13 protein-coding genes are annotated in these 12,082 nt (G+C 72.0%); 9 read left to right on the top strand and 4 right to left on the bottom strand.

What is annotated here, in order from left to right; genetic code table 11:
• Positions 1-57: 57 nt before the first annotated feature.
• From FHR33_RS20805 to FHR33_RS20780, 6 genes are all read left to right on the top strand, one after another.
• Positions 58-450 carry a TadE/TadG family type IV pilus assembly protein gene (locus FHR33_RS20805; protein ID WP_312895644.1) on the top strand — a complete coding sequence of 131 codons (393 nt, stop codon included), beginning with the start codon at positions 58-60 and terminating at the stop codon, positions 448-450.
• The gene (locus tag FHR33_RS20800) at positions 447-836 is read left to right on the top strand and encodes a TadE/TadG family type IV pilus assembly protein (RefSeq protein WP_183650309.1); all 390 of its coding nucleotides are present in this window, start codon (positions 447-449) and stop codon (positions 834-836) included. Before FHR33_RS20805 ends, FHR33_RS20800 begins: the two co-directional genes overlap by 4 nt.
• A gap of 14 nt (positions 837-850) precedes the next feature.
• A complete protein-coding gene (locus FHR33_RS20795; protein ID WP_183650306.1) occupies positions 851-1,243 on the top strand; it encodes a pilus assembly protein TadG-related protein in 393 nt (130 codons plus the stop codon).
• 318 nt (positions 1,244-1,561) lie between these two features.
• A complete protein-coding gene (locus FHR33_RS20790) occupies positions 1,562-4,564 on the top strand; it encodes a hypothetical protein (RefSeq protein WP_246453667.1) in 3,003 nt (1,000 codons plus the stop codon).
• 61 nt (positions 4,565-4,625) lie between these two features.
• Positions 4,626-5,216: a hypothetical protein gene (locus tag FHR33_RS20785; protein ID WP_183650302.1), complete on the top strand. Its 591-nt coding sequence runs from the start codon at positions 4,626-4,628 to the stop codon at positions 5,214-5,216.
• Entirely contained in the window at positions 5,213-6,133 is a 921-nt protein-coding gene (locus FHR33_RS20780) for a hypothetical protein (protein WP_221241177.1), read from the top strand. Before FHR33_RS20785 ends, FHR33_RS20780 begins: the two co-directional genes overlap by 4 nt.
• 3 nt (positions 6,134-6,136) lie before the next feature.
• On the opposite strand, the gene FHR33_RS20775 is transcribed toward FHR33_RS20780, so the two are convergent.
• Positions 6,137-6,946, bottom strand: coding sequence for a MarR family winged helix-turn-helix transcriptional regulator (locus FHR33_RS20775; protein ID WP_312895643.1), 810 nt, complete (start codon positions 6,944-6,946; stop codon positions 6,137-6,139).
• 70 nt (positions 6,947-7,016) lie between these two features.
• Here FHR33_RS20775 and FHR33_RS20770 point away from each other — a divergent pair, with 70 nt between their 5' ends.
• Both FHR33_RS20770 and FHR33_RS20765 read left to right on the top strand, forming a co-directional pair.
• A complete protein-coding gene (locus tag FHR33_RS20770; RefSeq protein WP_183650296.1) occupies positions 7,017-7,652 on the top strand; it encodes a hemerythrin domain-containing protein in 636 nt (211 codons plus the stop codon).
• A gap of 66 nt (positions 7,653-7,718) precedes the next feature.
• Positions 7,719-8,561, top strand: coding sequence for an ion transporter (locus tag FHR33_RS20765; protein ID WP_183650293.1), 843 nt, complete (start codon positions 7,719-7,721; stop codon positions 8,559-8,561).
• On the opposite strand, the gene FHR33_RS20760 is transcribed toward FHR33_RS20765, so the two are convergent.
• Positions 8,531-9,118, bottom strand: a complete 588-nt coding sequence (locus FHR33_RS20760) for an AAA family ATPase (protein WP_183650291.1) — start codon at positions 9,116-9,118, stop codon at positions 8,531-8,533. The two genes, FHR33_RS20765 and FHR33_RS20760, sit on opposite strands and share 31 nt — an antisense overlap.
• Before the next feature lie 180 nt (positions 9,119-9,298).
• Here FHR33_RS20760 and FHR33_RS20755 point away from each other — a divergent pair, with 180 nt between their 5' ends.
• Complete coding sequence (locus FHR33_RS20755; RefSeq protein WP_312895642.1) at positions 9,299-10,252, top strand: sporulation protein; 954 nt, start codon at positions 9,299-9,301, stop codon at positions 10,250-10,252.
• Here FHR33_RS20755 and FHR33_RS20750 read toward each other — a convergent pair.
• Positions 10,218-10,712 carry a methylated-DNA--[protein]-cysteine S-methyltransferase gene (locus tag FHR33_RS20750; protein ID WP_183650289.1) on the bottom strand — a complete coding sequence of 165 codons (495 nt, stop codon included), beginning with the start codon at positions 10,710-10,712 and terminating at the stop codon, positions 10,218-10,220. The two genes, FHR33_RS20755 and FHR33_RS20750, sit on opposite strands and share 35 nt — an antisense overlap.
• Entirely contained in the window at positions 10,709-12,076 is a 1,368-nt protein-coding gene (locus FHR33_RS20745; RefSeq protein WP_183650287.1) for a DNA-3-methyladenine glycosylase 2 family protein, read from the bottom strand. The genes FHR33_RS20750 and FHR33_RS20745 overlap by 4 nt, the downstream gene beginning before the upstream one ends.
• Positions 12,077-12,082 lie beyond the last annotated feature (6 nt).

Here is a 12,082-nt window from a genome sequence, read left to right as displayed (position 1 = left end):
CCCGGCCTCCCCCGGCGTGCAGCCGGTGGTGGCGGGACGCGGGAGCGAGGGGCCACGGTGGTCGAGCTGGCGATGATCATGCCGGTCGTCCTCGCCGTCGTGCTGCTGATCGTCCAGGTGGCGCTGTGGTTCCACGGCCGCCAGGTGGCCGACGCCGCCGCCAGGGAGGGCGCGAGGATCGCCAGGTCGGCCCCGTTCGACTCGACGAGCTGGCAGGACGAGGCCGTCTCCAGGGCCGAGGACGTCGCCGAAGCCATCGGTCCCCGCATCCTCGACGGCGCCGCGGCGACAGCCGTACCCCGAGGGGTCGATGAACGCTGGGTGACGGTGACGGGCAGCGCCGTGCAGGTGATCCCGCTGCTCCCCGAGCTGACCTTCACGATCACGGCCACGTCGGGAGGCCCGGTGGAGTGCTTCCGTCCCGACAACGGAGGCGACGACTGTCAATGAACGCCGACAGAGGCTCGATGGCTGTGGAGACGGTGATGCTGGCGCCGATCTTCCTGCTGTTCCTGCTGTTCCTCGTGGGCGCGGGACGGCTGGTCGAGGCGCAGGGCGAGGTGAACGGCGCGGCGAGGGACGCCGCCAGGGCCGCCTCGGTCCAGCGCACGCTCGAAGGGGCGGAGGGCGCGGCGGAGGCGAGCGCGAAGGCCGCGCTGGAAGGGCAGTGCGACGCGCCGCGGATCTCGCTGGCAGGGAGCGTCTGGGAGGAAGGCGGGCAGGTCAGGGCGGAGGTGACCTGCGAGCTGAACCTGGAGTTCCTGGGATTCGGCGCGGTCAAGCAGATGTCCGGCATGTCGGTCGTGCCGCTGGAGCAGTTCCGGAGGGTGGAGTGAACGAGCGCGGCTCGATGTCCGTGTTCACGGTGCTGTTCTCCGTCGTGGTGTTCCTGCTCGCGGGCCTGCTCGTGGACGGCGGCGCGGCGATCAACGCCAGGCTGCGCGCCGCGGACGTCGCCGAGCAGGCGGCCAGGGCGGGCGCGGACCGCGTCGACGTGGAGTACCTGCGCCAGACCGGACACGCCCGCCTGCTGAGCCAGGAGGAGGTGTGCGCGCGCGCCGAACAGGTCGTACGCGCCTACTCGCCCACCGAAGTGAAGCCCGCCGACTGCCAGGTCGGCGGCGCGCAGACCCAGGTGACGGTCTGGGTCAGGGTCAGCTGGAAGGCCTTCTTCCTCGGCGCGCTGGGCTTTCCCGGCGCGGAGATGGAAGGACAGGCCACCGCCGCGCCGGACGCCCGCTGAACCAGACCGAATCTCGTCACTCGCTGGCCCGGCGGCCCGCGGGTGACGACGCTTGATGCGAAGGAGGGAGAGGCGATGCCGACCCGAGAGCCCGCGCGCGCGGACGACCCTGCCCGTCGACCAGCGGGTACGGCAGACCAGGCCACGTCCCAGCGCCCGTACAGCACCGCCCCGTGGAACACCGGCCTTCCCGCCGGCCGGCCGGAGAGCCGCGCGAGCGCCACAGAGCCTTCGTCATCCCGTCCGGCCAAGCAGAGAGAGGCGGGGCGCGGGGGCGGTACCGCAGGGAGCGGGCGGGGTGGGAGGCGGCCCGGCGCGGTGCCGGTGCGGATCCCGGCCAGGCGTACGCCCGGTGACATCCTGGCCGGTCTGGGAGCGCTCGTCGTGCTGGTGGCGCTCGTCGGTGGGGTGCCCTTCGCGCTGCTGACGCTGGCGGGACCGCCGATCTCGCCCGAGCTGCTCGACATCGACATTCTGACCAGCAACGTCGGCACGAGCACCGTCGTGGCGATCATGGTGCTGCTGGTCTGGCTGGCCTGGCTGCAGCTGTTCGTGTGTGTGATCGTCGAGGTGTACGGCGGGATCCGCAGGGTGGGGATGCCCGCCCGCGTGCCCCTGTCAGGAGCGACCCAGGCGCTGGCCAACCGGCTGGTGTCGGCGGTGTTGCTGCTGTTCACGGCGGGGGCGGTGGCCGTGCCGATCGCCGGGTTGTCCGCGCCGCCCGCGCGTCCCCCGATGACCGCCGTGGCCCATGCGGCGCCGGTCGTCGTGGAGGAGGCGACGGTCTACAAGGCGAAGAAGGTCTACACCGTGCAGCCTCCGCATGGCAGGCATCACGAGAGCCTGTGGGAGATCGCGGAGAAGTGCCTGGGTGATGGGCGGAGATATCCGGAGATCTTCCGGTTGAACCAGTACAAGGAGCAGCCGGACGGCGCCCGCCTGCGCATGGCCGACCTGATCAGGCCCGGGTGGGTGCTCGACATGCCGGATGACGCGATCAACGTGCACATCGTCCCGGCGGGACAGCCCAGGGAGAAGACGCTCGAGGAGCATCCTGGACCGCCTGAGAGGGCGTCGGAGGGTGAGGCGCGCTCGGGGGAGTCGGGTCACGGCGAGACAGGCGCCACCACAACCGAGCGACCCCACCCGGCCGACCGTGCCGAGAAGGCCGAGGCCGACCGTGCCAAGAAGGCCGAGCGGGCAGAGGCCGACCGTGCCGAGAAGGCCGAGCGGGCGGAAAAGGTAGAGCGGGCCGAGGTCGAGCGGGCCGAGAAGGCCGAGGCCGACCGTGCCGAGAAGGTAGAGCGGGCCGAGAAGGCCGAGCGGGCGAAGGCGGCGGAGGCGGCCGAGAAGGCCGTGAAGGCCGAGGAGGCAGAGGCGGTCGAGAAGGCGGCGGCGGTCAAGGAAGCGGCGGAGCGCGCGCGCGAGGACGAACAGGGCCAGGAAGATCGGCAGGCTCAGGGGGACACGCGCGCTGAGGCAGCCGAGGCTGAGCGGCAGGCCGAGCGGGCCGAGGAGGAGCGGCAGGCCGAGCAGAGTCCGGGGTTGGATCTGGTCGACTACCTGGGAGGCGCCTCGCTGGCCGCCGCCGGGCTGCTGGTCGCCCTCGGAGCCAGGCGGCGTCGCCAGCTCTGGCACCGCGCCTTCGGGCATCGCCTGTCCCGTCCCCGCGACGACGCCGCCCTCGCCGAGGTGGCGCTCCGTCTCGGCGCCGACGCCCCCGGGGCCCGCATGCTCGACACAGGCCTGCGCTTGCTCGGCTCCGCGCTGGCCGCCCAGAACAGGGTGCCGCCCACCGTCTACGCCGCCCACCTGTCGCCCAGGACCCTCGACCTGTGGATCCATCCGCCGAGCCCCGACGCGCCGGAGCCGTGGGAGGCGCAGGACGGCGGCCAGGTCTGGCGGCTGGCCGCGCACGAGGGCAGGCTCCTGCAGGAGCAGACGGGCGGCGCGCCGTACCCGGGGCTGGTCTCGCTGGGCACCGACGGAGGCGGCCGCGTCCTCGTCGACCTGGAGGCGGCCCACGGGCTGATCAACATCCGCGGCCCGCACACCACCGCCGCCCTGGCCGCGCTGGCCGTCGAGCTGGCCACCAACAGGTGGTCCGACGAGATGCGCGTCACGCTGGTCGGCTTCGGCGAGGAGCTGACCTCCATCGCACCCGAGCGGGTGAGGTCCGTGGGCAGCCTGTCGGAGGTCCTGCCGGAGCTGGAGGAGGGCGCCGCGCCTCGCCAGGACGTGCTCACCGGGCGGGTCAACGGGCAGTCGAGCCGGGCCCACTACCTGCTCAGCGCCGTCGCCCCCACCCAGGAGGAGGCGCGCAGGCTGGCGCTGCTGGCCCGCAGGGACACCGCGGGGTTCGTGGTCACGGGGGAGGTGCCGCACGCCACCTGGACGATGGAGATCACCGAGGAGGGCCGCGCGCGCATCCCCGAGCTGGGCTTCGAGGTGACCGCGCAGCTGCTGCCCCGCCGCCACTACCAGGCCCTGCTCGACCTGTTCGGTACGGCGGAGCGCCACGAAGGCGAGGCCATGCCCGAGCCCGAGCCCCTGGAGGAGCTCCACCCGCCCGCCGTAGAGATCAGGCTGCTCGGCCCGATCGAGGTCGTCGGCCCCGAGGCGATGGAGGAGGGGCGCATGGAGCTGGCCACCGAGCTGCTGGTGTATCTGGCCACGCATCAGGGCGGCGTCCACCCCGTCGTGCTCGGCGGCGTGCTGTGGCCGCGCGGTGTGCAGGCGCTGGTGCGCGACGCGACGATCGCGAGGGTCGCGCGCTGGCTGGGAGAGGAGCACCTGCGCACCGACGAGGCAGGACGGCTCAGGCTCGGCCCGGAGGTCCGCACCGACTGGACGCTCTTCCGCGAGCTGGTGCGCCGCTCGCACGGCGACGAGAGCGCGAGAGCCGTCCTGCTGGAGAAGGCGCTCGGCCTGGTCAGGGGGCCGCTGCTGGCGGGCAGGCCGCGCGGCAGGTACGCGTGGCTGGCCGCCGACGAGCTGGAGTACGACGTGGCGGCGGCCGTTGCCGACGCCGCCCACCGGCTCTGCGAGATCAGGCTGGCGCACGGCGAGGCGGACGCCGCGGTGGCCGCCGTACGGGCGGGGCTGCTGCTGGCCGCCGACGACGAGGGCCTCTGGCGCGACCTGCTGCGCGCCACCCACGCCACCGGCGACCAGGTACGGCTGCGCGCCGTCGTCGAGGGCCTGACGCGCAGGTCCTCCTCGCACCCCTACGGCGGAGGCATGGCCCCCGAGACCGAGGCGCTCATCGACGAGCTGCTGCCTTCGTGGCGCATCCACGTGGTCAGGGAGTCGTCAGCGTGACTCATACCGAAAGCCGCATCTCCATGGCTCGAGAATGACGGGAAGCCCTAGCGTGATCCGCATGCGAGGGCTGATCGCAGCGGTGGTCGCCGCCCTGCTCGGGGCGGGTTGCACGACCGCCGGCGCCGATCGGCCCTTCACCCCCGGCCAGGCGAAGGCCGTTCCGACGGCGGTCGCCGGCCCTGCCGCGACGGAGTCCATCGTGGTGGGCCCGAAGACGAAGGTGCTGGTGGAAAGGCCCGTGGTCACCGATCCGCGTCACGCCGAGCTGCTGAAGGCGTTCACCGACGTCTACGCGGGCATGTGGCGGGCCGTCGTCACCGGCGACGAGTCCTACCTGTCGAGGGTGGACGACCCCGGCGGGCGCGAGGCGACGGACTGGGTGCTCAGCTTCGAGGACAGGTCGGTGCGCGGCACCGCGAGGGTCTTCGCGATGAACGTCACGGCGATCATGGACGGCGGCGCCGAGGTCAACGCCTGTGTGGACGAGACCCGCATGCGCCTGCTGTCGGGCAGGGGCGGCGTCGCCGTACCGGACCAGCCCGCGTGGACCCGCGCGGCCTACCTGCAGGCCATGGTCCTGAGCAGGGGCGACGACGGGGTGTGGCGCGTCAGGGACTTCAGGCACGGCAAGGAAGGGTGCTCCAGATGAACCGCCTGTTCTCGGTCGCCGCCGCGGGTCTGCTGCTGCTCGATCCAGGAGGCCCGCGCGGCGACGGCTTCCAGGACGGCCGTACGGCGGGCGTCCGCCTCGAGAACTCCAAGATCGTGATCACCGGCAACGGCGCCAAGGGCGGCAAGGCGGACGGCTACCAGCTCAAACGCCCCTGCTGGTACGAGCCTGGCCCCGACGCCTCCCAGATGCTCAGGACCCAGGAGGAGGTCAGGGCCTACTGGTTCAGGATGAACCCCAACGGCACGGAGGAGCAGTTCCAGGCCTTCCTCAAGCAGTTCAAGGACAAGATCGGCAAGCCGGGCCGCTGGTGGACGCCCGCCTACAACGAGGCCGACGCGAGAGGCAGGGCCTGTTGGGGCGGGCTCGACCAGTTCGTGTGGGTGCCGCCGGGCACGACGCCGCCGGCCGGCATCACGCTGGCCGAGCTGGTGGAGATCGCCCGCGCCGCGCTGACCGTGCCCGAGCCGAAGGTGAAACTGAACCCCGACGTCAAGAGCTACGTCAACTTGCCGACCTGGGTGTGGCTCGAGGGTGTGGGGGAGACCACCCGCTCGGTCACCGCCTCCATCCCCGGCATCATGAGCGCGACCGTCACCGCGTCGCTGGAGGACATCAAGATCGACGCGGGCACGTCGTCCGACAGGGCCGAGGTGCGTGAGGAGTGCGGGGCGTCGGGCCGGCCGTACCAGCGGGGCGGGGAGTTCACCTGCGGCGTGCGGTACCTGCGCGCCTCGATCGACCAGCCGCGCGAGGTGTACGTGCTGACGGTCACCACCGTCTGGCCCGTCGAGGTGGAGGACGACGTCGTGCCGTTCGCCTACGACCCCGTGGAGGTGGGCGCCACCCGTGACGTGCCGGTGGGAGAGGTGCAGAGCACGGTCAGGCGGCCGTGACGCTCACCCGACGAGCTTCCTCAGCAGCTCGCGCAGCTCCTGTTCGGGCTCGGGGCCGCCGAGCAGGTCGCGGATCTGAGCGTGGATGGTGATCTGTGCGTCACGGGCCTCCTCCAGGCGCTGCCTGCCGAGGTCGGTGAGCTCCAGGGCGTAGCGGCGGCGGTCGTGCGGGTCCCTCCCCCTGACCACGAGACCGGCCTGGACCAGCTCCTCGACCACCTCGGCCGCGGCCGGCTCGGTGATCCTGAGGTACTGGGCCAGCTGCTGCTGCGGGCAGGGCGCCAGTGCGTCGAGCCCCGCCAGCGGGCCGAAGTGCCGGGTGCGCAGTCCCGTGCCGGCCAGCTGCGCGTCGCCGAGCCTGCGCAGCCGGTAGTGCGCCTGCGCGACGAGGTGCTCGGTGCTCTGGAGCGGTGAGGGCTCGGGCAGGAGCGTGCCGAGCAGCTCGTTGAGCCTTCGCCGTTCGGCCGGTGTCAGCACGGCGGTGACCTGGGCGTCGTGGGCCGAGGCCGCCTCGCGCATCTCGCCGAGCGCCCTGCGGCCGCTGTCGGTCAGGCTCAGCACGTAGGAGCGGCGGTTGAGGGGGTTGCGGGCTCTCGTGACGTGGCCGGCCTCCTCGAGCCTGTCGATGAGCCGCACCATGAGCGTCCTGTTGAGGCCGAGCCGCTCGGACAGGTCCTGCTGCGAGAGCCCGTCCTGGTCGGCGAGGACGTCGAGCGCGACGAAGTCACGCGAGCGGGAGTCGCCCGTGAACAGCGTGAACGCCTGGCGCATGAGGTTGCCGAGCGAGAGCTGGACGAGGTCGGACAGGTTCACGGCTCGATCGTATCAGCATGTTGATAGTTGGAAGATTGACAGTTGGAAAGGTGAGATTTATGGTCGGCTCATGACCTACCGACTCGACATGACGATGATGTTCGCGGTGCACGACGCGCTCAGGCGTGACGTGGAGCGCGTGGCCAAGCTCACCGCCCGCCTCGACGACGACCCGAGGCGCCTGCTCGGCGCGGCGCTGGGCTGGGAGCTGTTCAAGGGGTACCTGCGGGTGCACCACACCACCGAGGACGACATGCTGTGGCCGGTGATGGAGCGGACCCTCGCGGGACGGCCTGACGAACTGGCGCTGCTGGCGGCCATGGAAGCCGAGCACGCCCTCATCGACCCGCTGCTCGCCTCCTTCGACGAGGCGCTGGCCGACCCGGACACCGGCCACGAACGGCTCGGCGGCCTGGCCGACAGCCTGGCCACCGTCCTGGGCGGGCACCTGAGCCACGAGGAGCGTGAGGCGCTCGCGGTCATCGACCTGAGCGTCACCGAGGAGGAGTGGCAGCGCTTCGGCCAGGAGCACGGCAAACGCATCGGCGCGGACGCGCAGCGCTACCTGCCGTGGGTGCTGGACGAGGCGAGCGAGGAGCGGGTCTCATTCATCCTCGGCCGCATGCCCGAGCACATCCGGAAGGCCTACCACGAGGAGTGGCGCGCGGCCTACGTCGCACTGAACACCTGGGGCGCCCGAGCCTGACCGAATCCTCCCGATCGCTACGATGATCATCGTTCGGTCTCCTCTCATCACTCGGGAGCGGTTCGCTTGTCGCGGCAAGAGCGCGTTCGTTCGATCATCGAGACCCGGCTCGTCCAGCGGGTGATCATCTTCGTCATCGTGGTCAACGCCGTCACCATCGGATGCGAGACCAGTTCCTACCTGATGGAGCGGATGGGCGGGTTCTTACACGCGGTCGACAGGATCGCGCTCACGGTCTTCACCGTCGAGATCGCCGCCCGCCTCTACGCCTACCGAGGGGCGTTCTTCAAGGATCCGTGGAACTGGTTCGACGCCGTCATCGTGGCGATCGCCCTGGTGCCGGCCTCGGGCCCCACCTCGGTGCTGCGGGCGCTGCGCATCCTGCGGGCGCTGCGCCTGGTGTCGGCGGTGCCGAGCATGCGGCGTGTCGTCAACGCGCTGCTCGCCGCGGTGCCGGGGATGGCCTCCATCATCGGCCTGCTGGTGCTCATGATCTACATCGCCGCGGTGATCGCCACCAAGCTCTTCGGCGAGATCGTGCCCGAGCGCTTCGACGAGCTGCCCCGCTCGCTGTTCACGCTGTTCCAGATCATGACGGGCGACGACTGGGGCAACGTGGCGCAGGAGGTGATGAGCGAGAAGCCGTGGGCCTGGCTCTTCTTCATCGCCTACATCCTGATGTCGACCTTCGTCGCGCTGAACCTCTTCATCGCCGTCGTGGTCAACGCCATGAACGACTCGGAACCCTCGCCCGCGGAGACCCAGACCCAGGCCGAGCTCAAGGCCGTCAAGCAGGACCTGGCCGCTCTCCACGCCAAGCTCGACCTGCTGCTGCTTCGCGAGGAGGAGCCCGACGCGCTGACCGCGGCCGGCGGTCGTCAGCCGCCGGGGACGGCCAGCCCGCGGTGATCGCCGAAGAGGATGACCTCCAGCCGGTCGGCGTCCTCGCGCTCCAGCACGCGGGCGCTGGCGGCGGGCGTCGGGTCACCCGCCCGCACCCGTTCGAGCAGCGCGCGCCAGTGACGCTGGTGGCGGGTGAAGGTGGTCGGCGCGGCGACCCTGCCCCTGGCGTACTGCCCGGCGAGGGCGACCTCGGGCGGCGCGTCCAGCAGCAGCAGGTGCAGCTGCGCGCCGTGACGGCGGGCCAGCCACGCGAACGCGCGCAGCACGAAAGGCCCGCACCCGCGGTTGTGCGCGATCACCGGGCCGCCCGCGCGCACCCCGCTCCTGATGCGCCACATGTGGGTGGCGAACACCAGGCCCGTGCGCACCGGTTTCGGCGCCCACCGCGGCCTGCCCGCCCACCGGCTGCGTGACTGCTGCGAGTCGATCACCGTCACCGCGCCCACGGTGACCGGCGCGCTCTCGGTGCCGTCCAGGTCGTACAGGCGGCGCAGCAGGGTCGTCTTGCCCGCTCCCGGCAGCCCGGTGAGGATGACCAGCGACCTGGCCGGATAGATGGTCAACGAGTGTCTCCGTTTCAGCGCCCGAGGTCGCCGGGAGGTCCATGGCCAGCCCCCAGGTCCGTGCGCCAGCCTACGTCGCGATCCGGGGTGGCGGTTTTCTCTCCAGGTCAGGAACACGCCCCTAGCATTGATCGTTCAGCCGGGAGGCTGACTCAATCGACTCGACAGGGAGAACAAGCCGTGGTCTTCAAGCGGATGCTGGGTGCCTTGGGTGTGGGCGCGCCCACCGTGGACACCGTCCTCGCCACCCCGCGGATCCAGCCCGGAGGTTCGCTGGCCGGTGAGGTGCGGCTCAAGGGCGGCGACTTCGACGCCGACATCGAGCACATCACGCTCGGCCTGGTCGCCAGGGTCGAGATCGAGCACTCGGAGGGAGAGAGCGGCGGGCTGGGCGAGTTCTTCCGCGTGCAGGTCAGCGGCCCCTTCTCCCTGCGCAAGGGCGAGGACAAGGTCGTCGCCTTCAGCTTCGGCGTGCCGTGGGAGACCCCGGTCAGCGAGATCGGCGGCCAGTGGCTGACCGGCATGGCCGTGGGCGTGCGCACCGAGCTGGCCATCGCCAAGGCCGTCGACAAGGGCGACCTCGACCCCGTCTCGGTCGAGCCACTGCCCTCGCAGCTTCGCGTCCTCGAGGCCTTCCCGCAGCTCGGGCTCCAGTTCAAGTCGGCCGATCTGGAGGTGGGCAGGATCCACGGCGTACGCCAGGATCTGCCGTTCTACCAGGAGATCGAGTTCTACGGGCGGGGCGGCGAGGTCGAGCTCACCTTCGTCGCCGACCAGGGCGGCCTGGAGATCGTCCTGGAGGCGGGAGGCCGCTCGGGGGACGCCATCGGCCGCTTCCACGTCACCCACGAGGAGGCCCTGCGCACCGACTGGGTCACCGAGATCGACCGCTGGCTGGGCCGGCTCACCTCCGGCGTCGGCCACGCCGCGCCGTCCCACGGTCACTACGGCCATGACGACCACCGAGGGCACCACGGCGGCTCCGGCATGGGAGCCGCCGTCGCCGCGGGCGCGGGCCGGCGTCGTCGGAGGGCTGGTCCTCGGCGAGGTCGTCGAGGACATCTTCGAGGGCGACGACGAGGGCGGCGACTGGTAACCGTCAGGACGCTTCGTGCTCGAGCAGCCACTCCTTGACGGGAACCCCGTAGTAGTAGCCGCCGAATCCGCCGGTGCTCGGCAGCACCCGGTGGCAGGGCACGAACGGCGCGATCAGGTTCTGCGCGCAGGCCGACCCTGCCGCCCTGGCCGCGGTCCTCGGCATCCCCGCCCGCTCGGCCAGCTCCGCGTACGACACCGTGGTCCCGGCCTTGACCTCGCGCAGTGCCTGGTGCAACCGCCTGCGGGTGGGGGAGCCTGGCTGCTCGACCGGCACCTCGTCGAGGGCGTCGAGGTCGCCGGCCAGGTAGGCGCGGACGGCCTCGGCGGGGGCGCCGAGATCCTCCACGACGTCGAGGCCGAGGGCCTGCAGCTGGGGCGAGAGCCGTACGAACATCTGGGAGGGGTCGGGGGTGAAGCCCGCGGCCACGATCACGCCCTCGCGGGCGAGCAGGGACAGCGGGCCGATCGGGGTCGGGAGGATCTGAGCGTCGATCACGAGGAGCTCCAGAGGTGAAGGGCGGCGTAGGCGCGCCATGGGCGCCACCGCTCGAGGTGGTCCTGAGGGATGCCGAGCGCGTCCATGCGTTTGACCAGGACGAGGTCGCCTGACGGCCAGGCGTCGGGATCGCGCAGCGCGCGCAGCGAGATGTATCCGGCGGTCCACGGGCCGATGCCGGGCACCCTGAGCAGGGCGGCGACCGCGTCGGCGGGGTCCTGCCCGCCGTCGAGGTCGATCTCACCCGAGGCGACGCGGCCCGCCAGGTCCCGCAGCGTCGCCACCCGCCTGGTGGTCAGACCGAGCGCCGACAGGTCCATCTCCGCCATCTCCTCGGCGGTGGGGAACCTGCCCGCCCTGGCCACGATCCTGCCGAGGAGCGTCCTGGCGCCCGCGACCGAGATCTGCTGGCCGACGATCGCGCGCACGGCCAGCTCGAAGCCGTCGAAGGCGCCGGGCACGCGCAGCCCCGGACGCGCGGCCACCAGCGGCGCCAGTGACGTCGAACCCAGTGCCTCGCTGATGGCGGCAGGGTCGGCGTCGAGGTCCAGCAGCCTGCGGCAGCGCGCCACGACCCTGGCCAGCTGGCGGGTGTCGTCGAGGGAGGCCTCCAGCACGACGTGCCCGCGGCCGGGCGTCAGCGTGATCGTCCCGCCGGGGATCACCCGCACGTACGACCCGCCGTCCACACTCTCCAGGCCGGGGATCGCGCGGGCGGCGAGGAAGGCGAACAGCCCCTCCACGTCGTACGGCTCCCGCCAGTTCAGCCTGAGCCTGAGCGCGGCCGGGACCCCCGGGCGGTGCGCGGTGGCGCGCATCTCCGAGGGCGTGAAGCCGTAGGTCGCCTGCATGGCCGCGTTGAACTGCCGCACGCTGCCGAACCCCGCGGCGAACGCCACGTCGGTCACCGGCAGCGCCGTCTCGGTCAGCAGCTGCTTGGCCAGCAGCAGCCGCTTGGTCCTGGCCACCGCCAGCGGCCCGACGCCGAGTTCGGCGACGAACAGCCTGTGCAGGTGGCGCTCGGTGATGTGCAGCCTGGCCGCCAGCCCCGCCACGCCGCGCTCGTCGGCGGCGCCGTCGTCGATCAGCCGCAGCGCCCTGCCCACCAGGTCGCCCCTGACGTCCCAGCCGGGGTCGCCGGGCGACAGCTCGGGACGGCAGCGCTTGCACGGCCTGAACCCCGCCGCCTCGGCGGAGGCGGCGTGCCGGTAGAAGCGCACGTTGCGTGAGGAGGGAGTGCGGGCGGGACAGATCGGCCTGCAGTAGATGCGCGTCGTCTTCACCGCCGTGTAGAAGCGCCCGTCGAACCTGGCGTCGCGCGCGGACACCGCGCGGTAGCAGGCGTCGAAGTCCAACGTTTCCATGCCATG

This window comes from Nonomuraea dietziae (assembly GCF_014195505.1).
In the GTDB taxonomy this organism is placed as follows: domain Bacteria; phylum Actinomycetota; class Actinomycetes; order Streptosporangiales; family Streptosporangiaceae; genus Nonomuraea; species Nonomuraea roseola.
Note: the sequence above shows the minus strand (reverse complement) of the source record. Positions and strands in the feature narration are given on the sequence as shown.